Annotated in this window: 23 protein-coding genes; 10 read left to right on the top strand and 13 right to left on the bottom strand. The window is 39.3% G+C overall.

The window, feature by feature from the left end; all coding sequences use genetic code 11:
• Nucleotides 1–72: 72 nt before the first annotated feature.
• The 6 genes from NIZ91_06120 to nagE all read right to left on the bottom strand — a co-directional run bounded on the left by NIZ91_06120 (nt 73) and on the right by nagE (nt 8,162).
• Nucleotides 73–801 (bottom strand): ABC transporter ATP-binding protein, encoded by a 729-nt coding sequence (locus NIZ91_06120; GenBank protein USY56227.1) that lies wholly within the window; start codon nt 799–801, stop codon nt 73–75.
• Complete coding sequence (locus NIZ91_06115; protein ID USY56226.1) at nt 798–1,952, bottom strand: ABC transporter permease; 1,155 nt, start codon at nt 1,950–1,952, stop codon at nt 798–800. Before NIZ91_06115 ends, NIZ91_06120 begins: the two co-directional genes overlap by 4 nt.
• Complete coding sequence (locus tag NIZ91_06110; GenBank protein USY56225.1) at nt 1,949–3,178, bottom strand: ABC transporter permease; 1,230 nt, start codon at nt 3,176–3,178, stop codon at nt 1,949–1,951. The genes NIZ91_06115 and NIZ91_06110 overlap by 4 nt, the downstream gene beginning before the upstream one ends.
• A 166-nt stretch (nt 3,179–3,344) precedes the next feature.
• Nucleotides 3,345–5,033, bottom strand: a complete 1,689-nt coding sequence (locus NIZ91_06105; GenBank protein USY56224.1) for a hypothetical protein — start codon at nt 5,031–5,033, stop codon at nt 3,345–3,347.
• A 580-nt stretch (nt 5,034–5,613) separates the two neighbouring features.
• Nucleotides 5,614–5,928, bottom strand: a complete 315-nt coding sequence (locus tag NIZ91_06100) for a hypothetical protein (protein ID USY56223.1) — start codon at nt 5,926–5,928, stop codon at nt 5,614–5,616.
• Nucleotides 5,929–6,284: 356 nt separating this feature from the next.
• Nucleotides 6,285–8,162, bottom strand: a complete 1,878-nt coding sequence (gene nagE / locus NIZ91_06095) for an N-acetylglucosamine-specific PTS transporter subunit IIBC (protein ID USY56222.1) — start codon at nt 8,160–8,162, stop codon at nt 6,285–6,287.
• A gap of 204 nt (nt 8,163–8,366) precedes the next feature.
• Here nagE and nagA point away from each other — a divergent pair, with 204 nt between their 5' ends.
• From nagA to NIZ91_06080, 3 genes are read left to right on the top strand one after another with little or no spacing between them, the layout of a single operon-like run.
• Entirely contained in the window at nt 8,367–9,554 is a 1,188-nt protein-coding gene (gene nagA, locus NIZ91_06090; GenBank protein ID USY56221.1) for an N-acetylglucosamine-6-phosphate deacetylase, read from the top strand.
• The gene (gene nagB, locus NIZ91_06085; protein ID USY56220.1) at nt 9,551–10,282 is read left to right on the top strand and encodes a glucosamine-6-phosphate deaminase; all 732 of its coding nucleotides are present in this window, start codon (nt 9,551–9,553) and stop codon (nt 10,280–10,282) included. Before nagA ends, nagB begins: the two co-directional genes overlap by 4 nt.
• A 38-nt stretch (nt 10,283–10,320) precedes the next feature.
• Entirely contained in the window at nt 10,321–11,046 is a 726-nt protein-coding gene (locus NIZ91_06080) for a GntR family transcriptional regulator (protein USY56219.1), read from the top strand.
• 25 nt (nt 11,047–11,071) lie between these two features.
• On the opposite strand, the gene NIZ91_06075 is transcribed toward NIZ91_06080, so the two are convergent.
• Nucleotides 11,072–11,596 carry an SUKH-4 family immunity protein gene (locus NIZ91_06075; protein USY56218.1) on the bottom strand — a complete coding sequence of 175 codons (525 nt, stop codon included), beginning with the start codon at nt 11,594–11,596 and terminating at the stop codon, nt 11,072–11,074.
• 307 nt (nt 11,597–11,903) lie between these two features.
• Between NIZ91_06075 and NIZ91_06070 the strand changes: the two genes are divergently transcribed.
• The 3 genes from NIZ91_06070 (at nt 11,904) to NIZ91_06060 (ending at nt 14,419) form a co-directional block, all read left to right on the top strand.
• Nucleotides 11,904–12,272: a PilZ domain-containing protein gene (locus tag NIZ91_06070; GenBank protein USY56217.1), complete on the top strand. Its 369-nt coding sequence runs from the start codon at nt 11,904–11,906 to the stop codon at nt 12,270–12,272.
• A 124-nt stretch (nt 12,273–12,396) separates the two neighbouring features.
• A complete protein-coding gene (locus tag NIZ91_06065; protein ID USY56216.1) occupies nt 12,397–13,197 on the top strand; it encodes an LCP family protein in 801 nt (266 codons plus the stop codon).
• Nucleotides 13,198–13,393: 196 nt separating this feature from the next.
• Nucleotides 13,394–14,419, top strand: coding sequence for a DUF3231 family protein (locus tag NIZ91_06060; GenBank protein ID USY56215.1), 1,026 nt, complete (start codon nt 13,394–13,396; stop codon nt 14,417–14,419).
• Nucleotides 14,420–14,445: 26 nt separating this feature from the next.
• Here the strand turns inward: NIZ91_06060 and NIZ91_06055 are convergent, their stop codons facing one another.
• The gene (locus NIZ91_06055; GenBank protein ID USY56214.1) at nt 14,446–15,189 is read right to left on the bottom strand and encodes an SGNH/GDSL hydrolase family protein; all 744 of its coding nucleotides are present in this window, start codon (nt 15,187–15,189) and stop codon (nt 14,446–14,448) included.
• Between the two features lie 303 nt (nt 15,190–15,492).
• Here NIZ91_06055 and NIZ91_06050 point away from each other — a divergent pair, with 303 nt between their 5' ends.
• Entirely contained in the window at nt 15,493–15,717 is a 225-nt protein-coding gene (locus tag NIZ91_06050; GenBank protein ID USY56213.1) for a hypothetical protein, read from the top strand.
• Nucleotides 15,718–15,757: 40 nt separating this feature from the next.
• Here NIZ91_06050 and NIZ91_06045 read toward each other — a convergent pair whose 3' ends face one another.
• Nucleotides 15,758–16,597, bottom strand: a complete 840-nt coding sequence (locus NIZ91_06045) for an HAD-IIB family hydrolase (GenBank protein ID USY56212.1) — start codon at nt 16,595–16,597, stop codon at nt 15,758–15,760.
• A 79-nt stretch (nt 16,598–16,676) separates the two neighbouring features.
• On the opposite strand from NIZ91_06045, the gene NIZ91_06040 reads away from it, so the two are divergent.
• Together NIZ91_06040 and sstT are read left to right on the top strand one after the other, a co-directional pair.
• On the top strand, nt 16,677–17,663 hold the full coding sequence (locus NIZ91_06040; GenBank protein USY56211.1) for a LacI family transcriptional regulator: 987 nt from the start codon (nt 16,677–16,679) through the stop codon (nt 17,661–17,663).
• 285 nt (nt 17,664–17,948) lie between these two features.
• The gene (gene sstT, locus NIZ91_06035) at nt 17,949–19,178 is read left to right on the top strand and encodes a serine/threonine transporter SstT (protein ID USY57102.1); all 1,230 of its coding nucleotides are present in this window, start codon (nt 17,949–17,951) and stop codon (nt 19,176–19,178) included.
• A 51-nt stretch (nt 19,179–19,229) separates the two neighbouring features.
• On the opposite strand, the gene NIZ91_06030 is transcribed toward sstT, so the two are convergent.
• The 3 genes from NIZ91_06030 to NIZ91_06020 form a co-directional block, all read right to left on the bottom strand.
• Entirely contained in the window at nt 19,230–19,508 is a 279-nt protein-coding gene (locus NIZ91_06030) for a DUF4176 domain-containing protein (GenBank protein ID USY56210.1), read from the bottom strand.
• A gap of 318 nt (nt 19,509–19,826) precedes the next feature.
• Nucleotides 19,827–20,828, bottom strand: coding sequence for a hypothetical protein (locus NIZ91_06025; protein USY56209.1), 1,002 nt, complete (start codon nt 20,826–20,828; stop codon nt 19,827–19,829).
• Nucleotides 20,829–20,983: 155 nt separating this feature from the next.
• Complete coding sequence (locus NIZ91_06020) at nt 20,984–21,304, bottom strand: DUF1433 domain-containing protein (GenBank protein USY56208.1); 321 nt, start codon at nt 21,302–21,304, stop codon at nt 20,984–20,986.
• Nucleotides 21,305–21,454: 150 nt separating this feature from the next.
• On the opposite strand from NIZ91_06020, the gene NIZ91_06015 reads away from it, so the two are divergent.
• On the top strand, nt 21,455–21,763 hold the full coding sequence (locus tag NIZ91_06015; GenBank protein USY56207.1) for a DUF3784 domain-containing protein: 309 nt from the start codon (nt 21,455–21,457) through the stop codon (nt 21,761–21,763).
• A gap of 80 nt (nt 21,764–21,843) precedes the next feature.
• On the opposite strand, the gene NIZ91_06010 is transcribed toward NIZ91_06015, so the two are convergent.
• On the bottom strand, nt 21,844–22,158 hold the full coding sequence (locus NIZ91_06010) for a DUF2628 domain-containing protein (protein ID USY56206.1): 315 nt from the start codon (nt 22,156–22,158) through the stop codon (nt 21,844–21,846).
• Nucleotides 22,159–22,240: the final 82 nt, after the last annotated feature.

The raw sequence follows: 22,240 nt of genomic DNA, 5'->3' as shown, positions 1-22,240 counted from the left end.
GTAAAAAAAGTGCCTAAGTTTTTCACTTAGACACTTTTACTCTTCATTTCTCTTTTTTATTAGGTAGTGGTTCTAATAACCGCGCTGCACCGCTGGATGAAGGAGCTGATAGATAACCGCTTCGTCACTGTTTTGTCTTGTTGCGCTTCTCGCTTCTTCCATCGTACCGATAAACTGTATTTCTCCTTCTTTTAACACAGCAAACCGGTGACATAAACCGAGAATTTCATTTAAGTCATGCGTAATATAAATGACTGTTTTTCCTTCTCTCGTAAGCTTTTGAATGTATCTGCCAATCTCCATTTTCGACTGCAAATCAATTCCAACCGTCGGCTCGTCCATAAGTAAAATCGCCGGTTTATGAATGAGCGCAACAGCAATATTGAGCTTTCGCTTCATTCCCCCTGATAGGCTTTGAACTTTTTCGCTCCATTTCCCCTCTAGCTGTACGGACTTACAAAGCGTTTTGAGCTCATCATCTGATACCGATCGCCCCGTCATTTTGCTCCACAGTCGCATGTTTTCTTTTACCGTTAGCTCTTCCCACAGCGCAATATCTTGCGGGACGTAGCCAATTTGATTACGAATGTGCTTTTTAGCTTTTTTTAATCGCTGACCGTTGATGACCACTTCGCCGCTAGAAGGCTTAGTAAGCGTTGCTAAAATAGATAAAAGCGTAGACTTACCAGCACCGTTTGGTCCTAATAGCCCAAGCACCTCACCTTTTTTCACATGCAAAGATACTTTATTTAATGATTTTTTTCTTCCGTAACGCTTACTTACTTTTTCAATTGAAATCATGTAATCGACCTCACATTCCACACTGCTTTTAACCACAATAAAATGGTGATGACTAGTATTGTTCCAAGCTGCATCCAAAGCTCTTTAGCAAGTACAAGCTGCTGCGTAACCAATAGATGCTGAGGAAGCCATGTAGCAATTGTGCTTAGCTGCTCCGCTATGTCACTGATTGGAAAAAATACTCCCCCGATAATACTGAACATCATGGCAAGTAACAATCCTGCGATGTAGTAGCGACCGATATGACGCGATTCCGTAGCTAACCAAAAGCTAAAAGCTAAGCAAAAGCAGAGATATAGGAGCATTAGCAACAGCACTCTGCTATCTGTCACCGCTCCGATTTTCAAAAAGAAGAAAAAGCTCAGGATTGTTTGGATAATCAAAATAAACCCGTATGCTGCTACCGATTGATTTACATAAGACATAATACCTTTTGGAACGGTCTTCATTCGCTTAAAAATAGGCCCTTTTTCCTTTAGAACCCATTCCATTGCCATAAGCGAAACAATAAGCGTCAAAAAGCCCCACAGCGGAACAGAGCGATTTATAATCTGTTGTTTTTGATCTGGTTGTGCACCTTCTTGTCCATCAGTCACATATTGAATGGTCATTAACGGTTCCGGCTTCCACTGCTCGTCCGTATAGCGATACGCATCTTCCCATAGAGTCGCGGGCTTTTTCCAACGATAGCGTTCATACAGGCGTTCTACTTGAATAGCTGCTTTACTGTTACTTGATAAGCGCGTTACCTCACTGGCAATCACTTCTTCTACAACGCTCGTAGCAACTGATGCTGGCATTTTCACCAGCTCAATCGTTTCTTCATAATCTTCTTTTTTAATATTGTCCATAAAGCCTTCTCGAATGATAAATAAACTATCAACTTCGTTTCGAAGCAGCTGTTTCTCTCCTTCATCCGCCGTTGTAGCTGTCAATTTGATTCTCTCATTCGTAGCAACCCGCTGAATTACTTGTTTGGAAAACTCACTTTGATCTTCATCTGCAATGGCAACTGGAATTTTCACATCGTTCTCAACGTTTTGAAGAAACATTTGGCCTACATAAGCACCTGCAGCAGGCACCACCAGAAGAAGTATAAGTAAAAATGGCTTTCGGATAATCCCCTTTAGCTTTTCCATCATGAGATTCATAGGCTCACTCTCCTTTTTTGAAACAGTGCCGTCCAGAGGAGAGACAAACTGAAAGCAGTGAGCCCGTAAACCACAAGCCAAGTCATGGATTCCGACCAGTCTACCGACTCATAGCCTCCGAATAAACCAAACATCATTTGCAGCGACCAAGCGTTAACCGACCAGGCCTGAAGGGGTAGCAACCACTCTGGTAAATAAACGCTAGGTAAAATATGCCCGCCTACAAGAGAGGCTGCAGCAAGGAAAAGAATGCCTACTAGCTGATACATCTTTTCACTCGTAAAGATAACTTGTAAGAGCGCAAACGTTGCTAAAAATGCGAATGCACTAGCGGCAACGCTGCCAACCAGTTGACCCCACGTGTACGATAGTGACAAACCCAGCTTCTCTATTCCTACTGCGTATAATCCTAGCGATAAAACGAAAACGAGTAAGAACATACAGCTAAACTGGGCAAGGTGAACGTGTAGTGAGGATACTCCGTGAGTCTGCATGCGCTTAAGCACTGCATGTGAATGAAGTCCCTTTACAAAAAGCAGGCTGCTGTAGGTCCAAATCATAAGCAGTAATAAAAAGAATGATAGAATATAATACTGCTTCATATCTTGCTGAAACAAAGATGTTGCTATTCGTTCTTCAAACACGCTTCCTCGATCAAGAACATGAAGCCCAAACGAAAGAAGGCTACGACGAAATTCAGCTTGTCTCTCTGCCGTGCTGGCTCCTTCTTCTTGTAGAAAGTGATCAATTGTATTAATTCCGCTTTGAGCAGCTGATGTATAGTCAGCTGCGCTATCCATCACATAGCGAAACAGCTGAGCTTGAAGCGGCTTGTTTTTATTCCCCACTACAACAAGAGGCATGTTTTCTCCCGTTGCAATTGAATGACTAAATCCATCTGGTAACACAACAAGCGCTGCAATGTCGTTTTTGGACAGCATTTGTTGTGCTTCTGCTTTTGTTGGATAAACAGGATTGATAAGTGAGCTTAGCTGTTCACTTTCCGTTAACTGTTTGATGACGTATTCTGTTTGAAGCGTATCATCTTCATCAACAATTGCCACCGGAAACTTTTGTATCCGTGCTTCATCCTTCATTGTTTCTGTTAATATGACTCCTGCTCCTATTAAAAATAGAACAGGAGCAAGTAGAAGCAGGCTAAAAGACTTCCAGTTTTTTAGCATCGACTTCCATGTGAATGAGCATAAATAAAAGAATATCTTCACCTGCTCTTCTCTCCCTGCATGATTACATTAGAATTGTAACTAGATATGATAGTTTACTATATGGTTGTACAAGTAGATTCAGACCTACTGCAAATCGGATAAATTTAACAAAGCGGATGACATGCTACACGTCATCCGCTTTTGTAAGAACTATTAACCGTTAAGATTAAGAAATATCAAGATCCATCATTAACCCTTGTAAGTTTGTGTAGAACTCTTCTTGAATCTTCATTAAATCAACTGGCGTAATATCTTTTACGTTTTTACCGTTCTTAGAATCAACCGCTGGAATATCCGCCGCGTCTTTTAGTTCAGAATTTGAGTTGATCTTTAAGTTGATATCAGCTGAATCTGTCGGCATACCAACTTTTAAGTTAATATCAAACTTGTAATCTGACTTTCCTTTTGAAGCATCGATGTTTTGATCTTGCTTAAGATCACCGCTGAATGTGTAGCCAGGAGCTTGGTCGCCCAAGTCAAGCGTGAATTTGCGATCTGCCGTTTGTTTTGCATCCGTTTTACCATTCACAACTGAATCCATTGTGAACTTTAAGTTTAGATCTTCTGTTGTTGAATCAGAAGCGTCAATGCTAGCAACTAACTTTTCAGAGCTCTTATCTCCGTCAGCTGTAATATCGTTTGTTACATCAAGTGCTACTTTGCTATCATTGTTGTCATTTCCAATTGTAAGAGCTAGCTGTTGAGCACGCTTGTTATCCCCATACTCTACATCTTTTGTAGCCACTTTTACATTTCCTACGTTGTCTTCGTCATCAGCTGAAGTTGCAGCAAACTCTACGTTACGATCCACAATTACTTCATCATCGTTGATGTAAACTGTTGATTTGAAGCCCTTAGGGAACTTAAGATCTTTCACATCTGTTTTAAATTCATCCAAGCCTTCTTTTAGTTGCTTCTTCACTTCTTTTTCATCTGTTAGTTCAGCCATCTCTGGGTCTGTTGCAGCAGATGATTCAGCAATCGTTGCAATGCGCTTTGCAATGATTGTTTGTAGCTCATCGTCTTTTGCCATTTCAGCTACTAGCTTTTGAACAAATTTTTCAGTTTGTTCTTGATTCATTTCAAGAGTTAGACGCGTGAATTTTAACGTTTCATCGCCTTGTTTATACTCCGCGTTCTTTTCCTTTGTGAAGTAGTCTTCATCTAAGTTATCATAGAAGAACTTTCCGTATTTTGTTGCAATTGCTTTCTTTTCTTTCTCTGTTAGCTCTAAATCTTCTAACTTAATTTGATTTAACTCTAACTTATCTGGACCTGTATACGATGGGTCAAACATACGCATAACTTGACCATATTCATCAAGATTTAAGTAGAAAAATTGATTTGCTAAAATCGGTGCTTTAAAACCAATTTGTTCTTTTGTTTGGTAACCCTCTACATCAAGTGCTTTTGTGTTACCGATATCAAGCGTTAATGAGCCGTATGTTTCTTGTTTTTTAGGATCCTGTTCTGTTTTCACATTAATCGTCGACTTGCTAATCATATCTTGAATCATTTGATAAGATGGATCAGCAGCAAGTGAGTTCATTGAAAAATCACCGCTGATAGAAGCAGCTGAGCTTGATGGTTGCTCTAGTGCTTTTTCCTGGAATGCTAAGCTTTCGCCATATTTCGTTTCAATTTCTTCTGTCATTTTGTTGTATGTATTCACTTCAGATATTAAATATAATTGCTTTGGTGATTTCATGAATACATAGCCAAACGTAACTGCTGCGCCGATAAGCACGAATAAAATTACCAATCCGATAATTAGTTTTGTCGGTGCTTTTTTCGGAGCTGGAGCTGTTTCTAAGGAAGCAGCAGTTTCTTGTCTTGTTTTGTTTTCATCGCTCATGTGTTTTACACCCTCCTGTAAATAATTGTTTGTTTGGTCCCTTGTACATGATAAGGAATCATTACCAGTATTTCTAGTCGTTCGACAAAAAAAGACAATTTTTAGTTCGTTTAGCTGATAAAAAGAGACCCATCAACAGATACAAAGACTCATTTTCTAGTACCCTACATAACTAGTTTAAAACCATTTTCATCACTTTTTACCAAAAATATGAATATACAAAACCCTAACGAAGTAGATGTTTTTATAGTTCGATAGAAGGCTATCCCTTCTCCTCCTTTTTGCTTCATTTTTTTCGATCTTCCAAAAGCTCAACGATGATATGTATATGAACATTGATTTGGCATCATGTTAAAAGAAAGGAAAACGAGCCTTTTTTCACAATAAAAAGCGAACGAGACATAACAAAACAAATTTCAAAGAAGATGAACGCGTTCGTTCCATTGCACTAAGACCACTCGCTTTTTATTCTATTGCCAAACTGATTTTTTCCAACCAACAAAAAACCTGAACGATTAAAAGTGACGAACTCTCAACCGTTCAGGTTTATTATTGACTGAATTACTTATGCCCAGCTCTCTTACGAATTAATTTGAAGTCGCTGTTGAATAAATAGAAATACGTTAACTAAACTGTTTTCTTCAAATACACTCACATCTTGCTTTTTGAATTCACCTTGCTCATGATAATAGCTAATTTGACCAGTTCCTTTTTCCTCGTTCATGTCGATATGAAAGCTAAGCGGCGTTCCTAAAATTGAGCCATCTTCATCTCGTTGAATAATTTGACAAAGCGTTTTATCTCCCTGCGGTTCATATAAGAAATCATAGCCGTACTGACGAGCTAACTTTTCTGTTTGCATAAGAATAATGTTTGTAACTGACGTTTCGTTCATACAATTTCTCCCTTATCTGTACTTACTTCTTGTAGTATATCATAGCTCTTTTTATCGCTTATACTAAAGAAGCTGAAACAAAGCGAAATGTTTTTTCTCAAAAACGAATTATGCCTTTTCTAAAGAACTTAGGCTATAGTAACCAGTCTTTTTATTTCGCTGCAGAGACTCGCTTTCTAAAGGGGAGGAATCTAGTTCTTCTCGCTTCGCAGAAGCTGCGTGTCTTACGCTCCATCCTCATAACTCTCTAACAGTGATTTCACAATCAATAAAAAATCCGAACTACAAAAGAGTAATTAACTCTCACTAGTTCGGATTGATCATTAGCTGAAAGACTTATGTCCCAGCTTCTTTCATTATAATAGTTTGATAACGCCTTTCGTACCTTGTTTCTGATAACCTGTCTTTTTAATCTCTACTTCTTTTCCTTCCGGTAAATTAGTAAACACAACAGGTGTAACAAGTGACGTCGCATTCTTCTTCAGATAATCGAGATTGATTTGTAATAACGGTGTGCCAGGCTCAATACGTTCGCCTTCGTTCACGAGTGTTGTAAATCCTTCACCTTTTAGCTCAACCGTATCGATTCCAACATGGATTAGTAGTTCCAGCCCAGTATCCGTTTTCAAGCCAAACGCGTGCTTCGTTGGGAAAATACTCATGACTTCACCTGAAATTGGTGAATAAAGCGTATCATTAACAGGTTCAATCGCAAACCCATCGCCCATAAGCTTAGCAGAAAACACTTGGTCAGGTACTTTTTCAAGCGGCATAACAAGTCCTTCAAACGGTAAGCTGAATTCTTCAAGTATACCTTCGTTTGGCTTTTGCTCAGTTTTCACCGATGTACTTGCCGTTACTTTTTCACCTCGAACAAGTTGCTTCATCGCATTCGCTACAAATTCGACTTCCGTTCCAACAATGACTTGAACACTCGTTTTTGCAACCTTCATCACACCGCGAGCACCGTTCTTCTTAAGCTGTCCTTCGTTAACTGCACCTGAATCTTTTACCTGTAGGCGCAAGCGTGTTGCACAGTTATCAATTTCAACAAGATTTTCTTTTCCACCTAAACCTTCAATAAAGTGCGCAGCCATGTTCACATATTTATCATCTGATAATACCACCGCTTCTTCACCATCGATTTCATCATCTTCACGACCAGGTGTTTTTAAATTAAGCGCTTTAATCAGCCAATAAAATAACACAAAGTAAATGGCTGCATAAATGAGGCCAATTCCTCCAAGTAAAAGCGGCTTTTGCGCAATCCCAAAGTTTAAGAAATAATCAATGGCCCCCGCTGAAAAACCAAAGCCATGATGAATATCAAGCATAACAGCAAGTCCCATTGAGATTCCCGTTAGCAAAGCATGTACTACATATAAAACAGGAGCAATAAACATAAATAAAAACTCAATCGGTTCTGTAATTCCTGTTAAAAATGACGTAAATGCTAATCCAATAAGCATTCCTGATACGAGCTTTCGCTTTTCTTTTTTAGCAGCCGCTACCATCGCAAGAGCTGCTGCTGGAAGACCAAACATCATTACTGGAAAGAAACCTGTCATAAACGTTCCAGCTGTTGGGTCTCCTTTAAAGAAACGGTTTAAATCACCTGTCGCTCCGTTAAATTCTCCGAATACAAACCATACTAAACTGTTCAAAATATGGTGTAGCCCTAGTGGAATTAGCAAACGGTTTAAAAAGCCAAAAATACCTGCACCAAGAGCACCAGCACCGGTTAGCCATTCACCGATGTTATTAATTTGATCTTGAATTGGAGGCCAAATCACGCCAAACAAACCGGCGATAGCAAGCATGACAACAGACGTAATAATTGGTACAAAGCGTTTACCTGCAAAAAAACCTAGCCATTCCGGCAATTTTATATCTGAAAAACGATTGTATAGAAGTCCTGCTACGGTACCGGCTACAATCCCACCAAGTACGCCCATATCAATGGTCTCATCAAGTGCGACAGCACCTTTTGTTAAAACAAAATAACCAATAACACCTGCAAGAGCAGCTGCCCCACTTCCATCTTTTGATAACCCTACTGCAATGCCAAGAGCAAACAAAAGGGCTAAGTTAGCAAAGATTGCATCTCCCGCTTGCGCCATAAATGGAATATCTAATAAATCAGGTTGACCTAAGCGCAGCAATAATGCCGCAGCGGGCAAGACGGCGATGGGTAGCATAAGCGACTTCCCAATGCGTTGTAAAAATTGAAACATTTCTTCATCCCCTTATCTCTATATTTACTAACATCCTACCACGAGGTGTTCTAGTTGTCTATACCAATTATGCGCTTACATTGCTTATTTATAAATAAAGAAAACACTTACAACATAAATTTTTACAACTGGTCTAGACAACTTACCCTAAACGCGCTACACTAATCATATAAATTTGATAAAGGCAAAGGAGAGACCTATGTTATGAACAAACCGCTGGTCATATACAACGTAACGGTTTACGGCGAAACAATCGTCTATCCAAACGGATACCTTAAAATAGAAAACGGCTCAATAACAGAGTTAGGTAGTATTCACGATTATCAAAGAAGTTCAGACGACCAAGTTATTGAGTATTCCCCTGATTTCATCGTTGTTCCAGGGGCGATTGATGTACACATTCACGGCGCTGCAAATGCAGATGCTATGGATGCTGCAGAACAAGCGCTGCAAAAAATGGCTGCTACTCTTCCAAAAGAAGGAACAACAAGCTTCCTTCCCACTACAATGACGCAATCAGTGGAAGCCATTAACGACGCTCTCATAGTATGTGGTGATTTTGTTACAAATAACCAAAATGACGCTCAAGCAGAAGCGATAGGCATTCACTTAGAAGGTCCTTTCATTTCGGCAAAACGAGCAGGCGCTCAGCCTCTTCATCACATTCAACAGCCAAGCGTCGAGCAGTTTAAACGCTGGCAAGAATTAGCTCAAAACCACATTCGACTTGTGACGCTTGCTCCTGAAGAGTCCGGAGGCACAGATCTTGTGAAGCATTTAAAAGAAACAAACGTAGTGGCTTCAATTGGACATTCCGACGCTACGTATGAAGAGGTAGATGCAGCGATTCAAGCAGGAGCGTCGCACGTCACTCACCTCTACAACGGCATGCGTGGTATTCATCACCGTGAGCCAGGCGTTTTAGGTGCTTCTTATTTACGTAAAGAGTTATACACCGAGCTTATCGTAGATGGCATTCATTCGCGTCAAGAGATGGTAAAGCTTGCTTATGAGCAAATTTCCAGCGAGCGCTTGATTTTAATCACAGATTCATTACGTGCCAAATGGTTAAAAAGCGGGATTTATGATCTTGGAGGTCAGTCAGTTCAGGTTAACGAAACGATGGCTACATTGGAGGATGGCACTCTTGCAGGAAGCATTTTAAAAATGAATGAAGCAATGAAAAACATGATGGACTTTACGGGCTGTAGCATACCGGAAATCATTCAGATGGCTTCTGTTAATCCGGCTAAGCAAATTGGCGTTTTCGATCGTAAAGGAAGTCTTAAAGTAGGAAAAGATGGCGATTGCGTTGTCATGAACAAGCATTTCGACGTACAGCTAACCGTGTGTCGCGGTCATATTGCATATAAACAGGAGGAACAATCATGAACATCATCTCAGTAAAAGACTATAAAGAAATGAGCCAAATGGCAGCTACTATTATTATTAATAAAGTAAAAGCTAATCCTTCAATTAATCTCGGTTTAGCAACTGGTGGGACACCTAAAGGTTTGTATGAAGAGTTGATTCAAGATCACCAAACAAATGGAACTTCTTATGCGCAAGTACACACTTTTAATTTAGATGAGTATGTAGGCCTTGCTGCTGATAACCCAAACAGCTATCGTTATTACATGGTCGAGACTCTCCTAGGCCATTTAGACGTAGATCTTACTCAAACGTTTATTCCTAACGGTACTGCAGAGAATGCACAAGCAGAATGCGAGCGTTACGAAACACTGATTGAACAACATGGCGGTATCGACCTACAAATCTTAGGAATCGGTCATAACGGACACATTGGTTTTAACGAACCTGGTACGCCTTTTTCATCTAAAACTCATGTGGTGACCCTTGCTTCTTCTACGCGCGAAGCAAACGCTCGCTACTTCTCGTCTATTGATGAAGTACCGACTCATGCTATGACTATGGGCATTTCCTCAATTATGAACAGCAATGAAATTTTATTATTAGTATCGGGAGAAGATAAAGCAGATGCTATTTATCATTTACTTGAAGGAAAAATAACGGAAGAATTCCCTGCTTCTATCTTAAAAAATCATCAAAACGTTACAATTATTGCTGATGAGAAAGCATTATCTCGTACAAACTTATAACAGATTGTAGTATGATCGATGTAAAGGAGGAATTGCACATGATTGACAAAAATTCACCTCTGCCGATTTACACACAGATTGAAGATGGAATCCGCGCTCAAGTCGAAAGTGGCGACCTTAAGCCCCACGATGCGATTCCATCCGAACGAGAGTATGCAACACAGTTTCAAATCAGCCGTATGACAGTAAGACAAGCAATTACAAACCTTGTAAACGAAGGCCTTTTATACCGTGAAAAAGGAAGAGGAACGTTTGTCTCAGAACAAAAAATTGAGCAACAGCTCGTTGGCTTAACGAGCTTTACAGAAGATATGAAAGCAAGAGGCTACATGCCAAGTAGCCGCTTGCTTCATTTTGAAATTGTTCCGGCTCCAGCAAAAATTGCATCTCAGCTTTCGATTCCAGTGCACCACCCCATCTATGAAATTAGACGCATTCGACTGGCAGATCAAATTCCTATGGCCATCGAAACGGTCTATATGTCCGCTAATCTAATTAAAGGCGTCACGGAAGCTATTATCCAACAGTCGCTTTATAATCATGTAGAACAACAAAGTGAACTTAAGATTGGACATGCCACTCAAACCCTAGAAGCAATCGTGGCAACAGAAAATGAAACAGAGCACCTGCAGGTAGCAAAAGGCGCTCCTATCCTTCTTATTAAGCGCTATACATTTTTAGAAGATGGAACGCCATTAGAAGTTGTAAGATCCGCTTACAGAGCAGATCGCTACAAGTTTACCGTTAGCATGAACCGGACATAGAAAAAGCCTCGCCGCAAGGCGAGGCTTATTTTGAAAGCGAATCCAATTCGGATTTCCAAAAGCTATGCGGTTTCATCGCTTCTTTATCAATTTCTTCAAACCGCTCGCGCATTTCCCGAATCAATACGTTCGGAACATGACCATCCACTTCAGGACGTTCATCTCGTAATACGAAAGGCTGGATATAGTCGTAAAATAGTTCAACAAACTGCAAAAACTGTACAAGCGATGAGTTGATTAGACGCTCACAGTCATCATTTGAAACATCTAAAAGTACAATGTTACCATTGTCACCATGTAAACAGATAGGATCGCCTAGCTTTGTCATCCCTAAAAACCAATAAAGCTGATAGCGAGCAGATAAATGAAGCGTCTCACACAAAGTGCATAGCTGATTTTTAGAGGACATGAATTCAAACAATGGAGCAACATCTCGCGGTAGCCCAACTTCAGCTAGCAGCCTTTTAGTCTCCAAATCAACTTTAAGCGGTGCTAATTGACTTTTGTCAAACAGTATTCGCTTTTCTTTGCGTTGTTTTACTTTCTTCAACCTCTGTCACTCCCTCTACCCTACTATGCTTATTGTCTACTATTTTATTTACACTGTCACCTATTCGTTTCAGTCATAACATTTCTGTATATTTTGATACAAAAGAATGCATAAATTTCATAAAATATTGACAACACCTTTTCTTTTTCTATAGATTTAATGTAACTGACCGATATAGTGGAGTGAGAAATAGTAGCAAAAGAAGCCTCTCCTCTCTCTTACTATATGTGAAGAAAGCAAGGAATACATCAGCTGAAGGATGCATTTTTCTCCATTTATTCCCTACTTAAAAGGAGCGAGCTGTTTTATGCAATATAAGCGTGAAGAGCCTTTTCGTTTTACATTTACACAGCCTATTGTTGGCACGTTTTTTATTAAAAAATTCGATGGAAAAGAGATCGAAAGCAAACCTGGTCCACTTGCCGTTATTGATTTATCTCCAAGAGGAATGAAGCTAATTACTCCACTAGATCTTCCAGTATTTCAAAAGCCTATTGAGCTTACTGTTAATTTTTCTTTATTGGATGAGAACCTTACAGTTACTGGTTTAGCTGTTTGGAAAGAAAAAGCCAATCATGAATTTTTATACGGAATTGAAGCATTTACAAATGAAAAGCAGCAGCAATTATTATTAAATACATTAAAACAATATGCAAAAGAGTATCGGAAAAGATAGCAGATTATGGCTATCTTTTTTTGGTGCAACCACCTTCCTTTCGCTTCAACATTCTATTCTTGTTTAAGGTTATACCCTCCGTGGAAATAATAAAAACGAAACTGTAAAAAGAAAAGGTGACACAATGAGTAGTAAAGCAAAAAAAGAATGGATTGGTGGCCTTGTTTTGCTTTTATTAATTGGATTTGTTGGAACAAGCATGTTTGGATATGAAACGGTTAAAGCTGCTATGAACGCTGCATACGTACCTCTATCTCATAAGGAACAAATGTCAGAAGAAGCATTAAAGGAAGGAAAGCCTCTTTCTGCACTTCTTATTACGGAAAACCAAGAGCATATCTCATTTGTTCATATGACCGTTAACAAAGAGGATTCAGATGTTCATATGACGAACATTCCAACAGCTTCTATCCTAAAAGAGCGCACACAATCTACCGAGCAGCTGGTGAACAATGCGGAGCAAACGCTTGGTGTTCCCATTGACTACTATGTCATGATTAATCAAAAAAACCTGAAACCAATTGTTGATAAGCTTGATGGTATCATTGTGAATAATCCAACTCTCTTCACGCACGATGAACGCACATTTCCAGCAGGTGAAGTAAGGTTAAACGGTGAAGAGACGCTAGCTTATCTTCAGCCTGTTCATGAACAAGATGTACTCTCTGCTCATGATCGTCAGATACTAGTTGCTAAAGCTATTGTAAAACAAGTGGCTACCATTCCGACATTCACAAAAGCAAAGCCTATTTTAAATGAGCTATCAAATACTGTACAAACAAATTTAACTTTCGATGACCTTTCACTTATACGTAAGCACTATAAAGCAGCATTTGCTAGCGTTACAAAACAAGAATTCCCCAAAACAGAAGCAGAGGTTCAACAGCTGACAAGCAAGCTTCAACAAAAACTTCAGTTATCTTAAAGAACCAAGTAGAGATACTTGGTTCTCCATTTGCTTAAATACAAAATCTTCTACGTGCCTTGTTCACCCTACTATAAATATCCATCTTTCTCTACCGTTCATAAGACCAGATCTTTCTTGCAGGGCATATTCTTATGAAATGCTTCTCATAATCTTTTGCTCTTTGAGAAAAACTAATGATACTGGAGGAATAGGAATGGAAAAACACTTACCCAACTTAACGTCAGCTGAAATTGCATCTTTATGGACAGCTTATGTAAATGACAGCATGGCGACATGTATTTTAGCTTATATGTTAACTCATATTGAAGATAAAGATATTCACGTGCTTGTAAAAGAGGCTCTAACAATGTCTTCTGAGCACATAAGCAGTTTGCAAAAGTTATTTCACCAAGAAAAGTTTGCAATTCCAAATGGATTTGGCAAGCAAGACGTCAATGTAAATGCACCTCGCTTATATACGGATACATTTTGTCTTAGCTATCTTAACCACATGTCAAAGGCTGGAATGATTGGCTACAGCGGATCATTAGCGATGAGTACACGATATGACTTAATTGATTATTTTTCAACTGCTCTGCATAAAACGGCCTCTCTTTATGAAAAGACGACGAAATTAGCACTTGAAAAAGGAATTCTCACACGTCCACCTTACATCTGCATGCCAAGTGAAGTCGATTACATCGACAGTAAGAAATACATAAGCGGCTTTCATTTGTTTAGCAAAAATCGGCCTGTAAATGCCGTGGAGATTTCACACTTATTTTTAAATATCCAAACAAACTTAATTGGCTATAAAATTTGCTTAAGCTTTGCTCAAACAGCTACGTCTAAAGAAGTAAAACAGTTTATGATGAGAGGAAACGAGATCTCTAAAAAGCATATTAAGCTATTTGCAGATACCCTTTTGAACGATCATATCCCTGCTCCAATGAGCCCAGATCTTTGTATTACAAATTCAACAACGCCTGTGTTCTCTGAAAAGCTGATGATGTTTCACATGAGCTTATTAAGCGCTACAGGTACGGGGAATTACGCAACGGCAGCTGCAGCTAGCCAACGGAGCGATCTTGCGTTTAACTATGAAAGAATGTCGCTTGAAATTGGGCGTTATGCAAAAGCTGGAGTGGATATTATGATTAAAAACCAGTGGCTTGAACAACCTCCTGGAACCATCAACAAAGAACAGCTGATTCTTTCTCCAAACAAAAAGCATGAATGAAGACATTCATGCTTTTTGTTACCCGTTTATTTTCCTGTAAACCAGCTGCTTAAATGTTTTCCCCACAGCTTCTTTCCTTCCTCTGTTAGCTCACTTTCTTTTGTGACATAAGGAGCGATTTCATAAGGCCATAACGGAGCGTGATTAAGATAGTAAACGTGATTTTCCTTTGCCTTTCCCCCGACGGCTGCTACCGCTTCTTCGTATGATTCATATTGAGAGGCATACGGTGATGACGGTTGAAGGATAAGTGCTGTTTTTAATTCTTTCACTTGGGAAATGAATGCTTGAAGTTCAGGCAACTCATCATCAATTGGCATTTCTTTCTGATCTTCAACCATTGGAATCTCAGCCAAAACAAGGCTCGGCTTTAGCTTTTGTAAGTCTTGTTGAAAAGAAGAATGAACGAGCTCTTTTGTTGTTTGATCATGGTACGAATAGATTTGGATGTGAAAAACCTCTTGCCCGTATGTAGCTTCTAAAGATTTCTTTACGAAAGATGCCCACTCGTCCTCTTCACTCGCTACCAGCACAAGCGAGATGGGCTTGCCTTTTATAAATGTATCTTCAATCGCACTAACTAAAAATGGCGGTAAATGCTTTGTGTAGCTTGATACATCGGAAAACTGCTTTTGGTGAGGCTGTGCTGTTTCTACCACCGCCGCCTGCGCTTGCCTCTCTATCTTTGTTTCCCAATGCTGAACACCTGCTACCATCACTGCGCTACATGCCGCCAACGCTCCTACTACAACACCGCTTGTCCATTTCATTCAACCGCTCCTTTCAGCATTCACTACCCTTTATTATAAAGGGAATTATGCCTAGAAAACGGGACTTTCGTACGTAAAATCTCTACAAATAAAGAGGTCGTTTGCAACAATTCCTGGGGAAATAACGCTTTTCCATCCAGAAAGCGTCATGTTTTGTCTAACACGCTGATGGATTTGTCGACTCTCTTATTGTAGTATTTTTAAACCTTTTCACTTATTTTAAAAAGTTTAGGACAGGAACCTTTCCATTCTTCTCTTTGTTTTCATACAATACGTTATAACAAGCAAAAGAAGGTGAAAAAAATGTTTTCAAACAGACCTCGTCGTAGACCCGGTTTCCCATTCCCTGGATTTGCAAGAAGACGTCCCCAAAGACGATCTCAAGTAGCTGAATGGATGTCTTATTTTCAAGACGATCAGGGCAATATGGATTATGCAAAGATTGCCGGCGGCGCCCAGCAGGCAAAAGATTTGTACACAAACTTTAAGCCAATGGTTACACCGTATGTAAAAAAGTTTTTAAAATAATCAAAAACACCGACTGCGAACCTGCAGCCGGTGTTTTTGGTTATTTTACCGAACTAAAAACCTGTTGACATACTTCCATAATACCCTCTCCATAAGCAGCTGATGTATGTTGAGCATGAAGGCTTTTTGCCTCATCAGTTGCATTAAACAGCAAATAGCCGTGCTTCACTGCTTTTAACATGTCAATATCATTTCCGCTATCTCCAAAAGCAAGCGTCTGATGATGGGAAACGTCATAATACGCTTTCATGAAATGAACGGTTGCTGCTTTTCCAGTTCCTTTTGGAATAAAGTCGACATCATACGCATTTTCCGGGTCCCCTGCTTTTGGATTACATCGGTTAATATTTACTTCCACTTCGTATTTATCAGCTAACTTCCTAATAATCCCCAAGGCTGAATGAGTATCTTGCTCTGATTTTGTATAATAGTAATAGTTCATTTTATATCCTTGTTGACCAAACTGCGTTTGAGGCGTTAAAACAACCTGATAATCAGTGCAAAGCTGATGTAAAAGCGACTGAACAGCTTCCTTTGAAAATCCGGAAGCTTCAATTTTGGCTTCCCATTCTGATAAACGATTTGTATTTCCTTCTTCATCAATCATATATAGCTCTGTGCCAAGATTACTGGAAATAAAATGAGGCCAATACGTTAAGTTCGCTTTCTGCATTTTTGACTCAATATGTGCGATGCTGCTACCGGTTACCCAGCCAATCTTCACGTGATACTGATGACATACGTCGTGTAAATACATCTCCATTTGTTGCAACATCGCAAGCTGTTCAACCGTGCACGCATGAGGAAAATAGGTTTCATCAAAATCAAAAAAAATCAGTGCGCGCGTCTTTTTTCTGTGAGGATATGTTTTTTTATTCATGTTTCCCTCTCCTTTTGCTTTTTTTTCAGCATACACGCTGGGAACGTTCCCAGGTCAACGCTTAAATGGAGGTTTTTTTATGACAACAATTCTTGATCTTGCTCGCATAAGCGGTCTATCAAAATCTACCGTTTCGCGTGTGTTAAATCAGCACCCACATGTTTCACTAGAAAGCAAAGAAAAAGTAGAAAAAGCCATTGAGCAAATTGGTTACAAGCGAAATGCAAGAGGCGTTCACTTGCGCAAAAAGCAAAATCAGCTCATCGGCTTATTAGTGCCTACCGTCAACCACCCCTACTTTAGCCAGTTAATCAGTGCGCTATCAGAAGCCTGTCGCAAGTCTGGCTATGAAACGGTCATTTATCAAAGTGGGTTTCAACCAAAAGAAGAGCACTATGTCTATGACAAACTCGCACAGCAAGAAATGGACGCTCTTGTTGTGACACATACTTTGTTATCTGAACAAGAAATTAAAGAGTTGGTAGGCAGCAGAATTGTCATCATTTGTAATGAGCAAACTCCTGGAGTTCTATTTGACGTCTTTTCAGTAGATGAAGAACAAGCAATATTTGATGCAACGACCTATTTACTCCAACAAGGCCGAACACGCCTTTTACTTTGTATGGATTATGAACAAACGCCGCTTCAACAAAAAAGGTTATCTGGATTTAAACGTGCTTTAAAAAATGCAGAAATCTCCTACTCAACCAATATGAAAAGAAATAAAATCATGACGATTGACGATGGACTCAGACTTGGAGATCAGCTCTTTCAAGCTGAAAGCTATCCAGATGGTCTGTTGACAGGAAGTGATTTTGTTGCCATGGGTTTGCTTCATAGTGCCCAAAAACATAGCATCAACATTCCGAGTGATGTATCAATTATCGGCTTTGACAACCACTCCATTGGACGCGCGAGCATCCCTTTACTCACAACGATTGATTACCCTCTGCAAAGCATTGCAGATGACGTAGCTAAAGCGCTTGCTCTCCGCGTAAATCAGAATGAAGTGCTTCCTCGTCGTAACCTTTATAAAGCCACACTGATTCTACGAGAAACAACGTAGCACAAAAGACAGGGTGCGTGCACGCCTGATTTTGTGCTTTTTCTTTATTTCAAAAAAATAATTTTCTTTGTTTTATAAAATTTTACACTAGCATTTTTCTCTTTTATAACATATAATCATGCAAGCGGTTGTTTTAGTGGAGTGGACATTTGTACAAAGAAAAAACTTTCTAAAAATTATAAAGATTTTATCTCTTCTCATTCACAAGCAATATTTTTCATGGTAAACTTACTTTTACGTATGAGCAATATGTAGGATATAAAGCATTAATCGGAGGAACATATGATGAAAAATTTATTACACAAATGGAATCAAATTAGTCTAGTTACTCGCATTGTAATCGGGATTATTGTCGGTGTTATTCTAGCATTAACGGTTCCTGAAGGCGCTAAATTCGTTACAATCTTTGGTGCGCTATTTGTTGGTGCATTAAAAGCGGTTGCACCTGTATTGGTATTATTTTTAGTTATGTACGCAATCGCACAGCACAGAAATGGTCAGCAAACAAATATGAAGCCTATTATTGGCTTATACCTTATCGGCACGTTCTTAGCTGGACTTGTTGCCGTCATTGCAAGCTTTATTTTCCCAGTAACGCTAAAACTAAAAGAAAGCGGTGCTGAAGGTTTTGAACCTCCAGGTGGGTTAAGTGAAGTACTCCAAAAGCTATTGTTCAATATCGTGGACAACCCTATAAATGCACTAATGAACGCTAACTATATCGGTATTTTAGCGTGGGCGATCGTACTTGGTATTGCACTTCGCCATGCACCTGATACAACAAAGAACATGATTGGCAACTTTTCAGATGCCATTTCAACAATCGTGCGCTGGGTTATTAACTTAGCACCGCTTGGTATTATGGGCCTTGTATTTGAAGCCCTTGTTACAAATGGATTATCAGCATTGCTTGATTATGGAAAGCTTTTATTAGTTTTATTAGGATGCATGTTCTTTATTGCTCTTGTTGTGAATCCTATTATCGTCTTTATTAACATTCGTAAAAATCCATATCCGCTTGTTTTACAATGCTTAAGAGAAAGCGGGCTTACGGCATTCTTTACACGTAGCTCTGCTGCCAATATCCCAGTGAATATGAATCTATGCAAGAAGCTAGATTTAGATAAAGATACGTATTCAGTATCCATTCCACTAGGCGCAACAATTAACATGGCAGGTGCAGCCGTTACAATTTCTGTATTAACGCTTGCAGCCGTTAACACGCTTGGCATTGAAGTAGACTTTGGTACAGCACTTATTCTTAGCATCGTAGCTGCAATATCAGCATGTGGAGCATCAGGTGTTGCAGGCGGTTCGCTTCTATTAATTCCACTAGCATGTAGCTTATTTGGAATTCCAAATGATGTAGCGATGCAAGTCGTTGCGGTTGGCTTCATCATCGGTGTTTTACAAGACTCATGTGAAACAGCGCTTAACTCTTCTTCAGACGTACTTTTCACGGCAACTGCCGAGTATGGAAAAATGCGTAAAGAAGGGAAAGAAATTAGTCTATAATACAACAGAAGCCTTCTTCACACCGTGAAGAAGGCTTTTCTCTTATCTCTATTATTCTGGCTTTTGTTTTGGCACTTGCTGTAGTACATCTTGAAACTTGACTTCATCTTCATCACGATACCCTTCAAACACTACTTGCTCAACCGCTGCGTGATTAAACACGTATGTATACTGCTCATTGATGAATCCTTCTGGATACGGAACGCCAATATAATCATAAATTTGTTGCTCTTCTCCAAGAGACATTTGCTTACGTCCATAAATAACCAGCTTTTTGTCTCCACCTTTTAACAATACAACAGATCCGTTTGGTAATAGTGCTTGGTTCATGAGTATTCCTCCTGACAAGATGATGTAGTTGATTTACACGTACGCCTAGCTTTTAGTAAATTTTTTTACAGATATGTACTTACAATTAGGTTAACATGTAGGCTTGAAAGGTAAATAGGGAAATTACCTTAAATTACCTATCATCCAATGAGCATTCAGACCTAAAGGGTATTTAAGTACAAAGATATGGTTAGAGAACAAGAAAATGGTGTTTATCAACGACTTTGCTATCTGTAGATGTCGTAGCATAGTAGCTGTATATGAATGCCTTCTATAACGAAAAAAGCCTATCAGGTTATGATGGGCTTTCTTTCTTTATTACTGATGAAACAAAAGTTTAAAGCTTAGGGAACTCCATGTTTTACCGCCGTCTTTAGTCGTATAAAGCTTTTCTTTCGCACAGCCAAATCCAGTGCTTCGGTCAACAAAATGCAAGCAGTGCATATTTTTTAACGCTTCGTTTTGTGCATATATTTTCCCAACATAAAGTGGACTTTGCTGCTCATACAAAGCGCCACTACTTCCATTGGCAATTAAGCAGCTCTTTGAGGTTGGAAATGAAAAAGCTCCCCCGCGGTACGGAACTGCTGGCGTCATGCGCCATGTTTTGCCGAAATTGTTAGAGTAATAGTAAAAAAGGGAGTTTAAAACGGGACCAGTAATCTTAAACGGAACAAAGATGCTTCCATCCACATAAAGAGGCTTGTACGCTGTGGTGTCAGTTGTTAATGGGTAGAGAAGAGCCGCTACGCTTACAAAATACGCTGGACTCCACGTTTTTCCAAAGTCATTTGTTTGATAAAGTGATCGATACAGCTTGTTCCCCTTTACCGTTAAAAAACCAACTTGGTCATTGACAAACGTCAGGCCCGTTACCATTCCATTTATTAAAAAAGAAGAAACCTTATTCCACGTCAATCCGCGGTCGAAAGTTTTATACAGATGTTTTTGTTCACTGGTCATGATGCAAAGCGAGCCATGTGCCTCATTATGAAACTCTATGACAACCTTTTGAATGTGTTCCTGTGCTTTTAAAGGGAGCACAATGACAGCAGAATTCCAGTTCCTGCCTCGGTTCATCGTTCCCCACACTATAAGTGAAGAAGGACTGTTTCTTTTCTCGCTGACCGCGTATGCCGTTGTGCTCGTAAAAGCAAAAGCAGTCAAAACCGGAGCAGATGTTGGCGTGACTTCCTTCCAAGCTTGTCCGCCCGTACTTGTATAGAAAAGAGAGAGACTTTTACTAGCTTTTTGCTGAACTGCAAGCCATCCTTCGCTACTACTTCTCATTTGAATCCATCGATATATATAGTCATTCATTATTTTCACCACTTTAAAAAAATAATTGCTATATATGTATATGCTCCTCTCCTCTGCTTGTCCACGGACATTTGCCACCTTTTTAAAAAGTTTAAGCCTTTTGTGAATGATTCGCTATTGTTTTAGATGTTTTTTATCCAAAAGAATGGTTTCTCTTATTTTAACTGATCAAAAAGCGCTTGATCGACCACGAGCTCACTTTCAATGTCTCCTGCTGGATACGATGCTGTCACGGAAAAGCCAAGTGCTTTGTTGTTATTCACGTAACCACTTATATGGACTCTTTTCTTAGATAACAGCTTTTCTTCCGTAAAAGTGACGGATGAAACATCATGAAACTCTTCTTTTAAATGCGTAACTACCTGAGGCTTTATTTCCTTTGCATAAGCCTTTGCTTCGTGATGTTGAAGCGTATACACCATCACTCCTGCAGCGACAATAGCTAAACCAAAAAGCGTAAGAATTACTTTTTTCATCGACCGCTCCCCTTTATTCTCTTATTCTTAGTTTCTATTATAGCAACGGGGGATTATCTTTTGGGTAAAACATATATGAACTTCCTCTATTCCCTTGTACTACTTTGACTGACTTCACCATACATTAGTTGTAAAAAGGGCGTGTTCATTTTGTTTTTCATTAATTATAATCTGATTTTGATTAGCTTCGTTCTCTTCACCCTCTCCTACTTCATCGGCGTTAAGAAACAAATCTGGCTGCTTCCTGGATTTAACGAGCGCCGCATACGAAACAAAGAAAAAGCAAGCAAACTAGTCGGCTTATCCAGCTTAGCTGGCGGACTCCTTACTCTCACTGCCGGCTTTATCTTAGCCATCCGGCCTGAGATTGTCATTTTCATTCTTATTGCTGGTTACTTCTTCTTGGTCATTTATACGCATAAGAAATTAGGTTCTACTGCAAAAACCAACCTGTCGTAACAGGTTGGTTAGTAGCTTTTCTATCCTTTAACTTATTCTTCTAATAAAAAAAGAGAAACCAGTTGGCTTCTCTTTTTTTATTATGCCGCTGAAGCGACAATTTGCTTCTGTTGTAAAATAAGCTTAGAATGTTCATCAGCTGGACCATAGCCTTTTTCAATTAGCTCTTTTATGTATATTTTGTTATAAACGAAAGAAAAAATAATTCCAGGAATCCATGCACCAAAACCAAAAGTAAATATACCTACTACGACAGCCATAATACACATGATAGCTGCCCATTTTAAATCTCCACGAAAAAGCGCTGGAAAGAATCCAAAGAAAAAGGTTGTCCAACTAAAACCTACTTTTACACTTTTAGTAATTCCACCTTCATTTCGAAGTAAAGCTTTCACATCCGACACATCCTTTCATAATAAGGTTAAGTAGATAAAAATAATTCTAAATACCCATCTTTATCCCAATATAGTATAATAG

It is taken from the genome of Bacillus sp. 1780r2a1 (genome assembly GCA_024134725.1).
In the GTDB taxonomy this organism is placed as follows: Bacteria; Bacillota; Bacilli; order Bacillales; family Bacillaceae_H; genus Priestia; species Priestia aryabhattai_A.
Note: the sequence above shows the minus strand (reverse complement) of the source record. Positions and strands in the feature narration are given on the sequence as shown.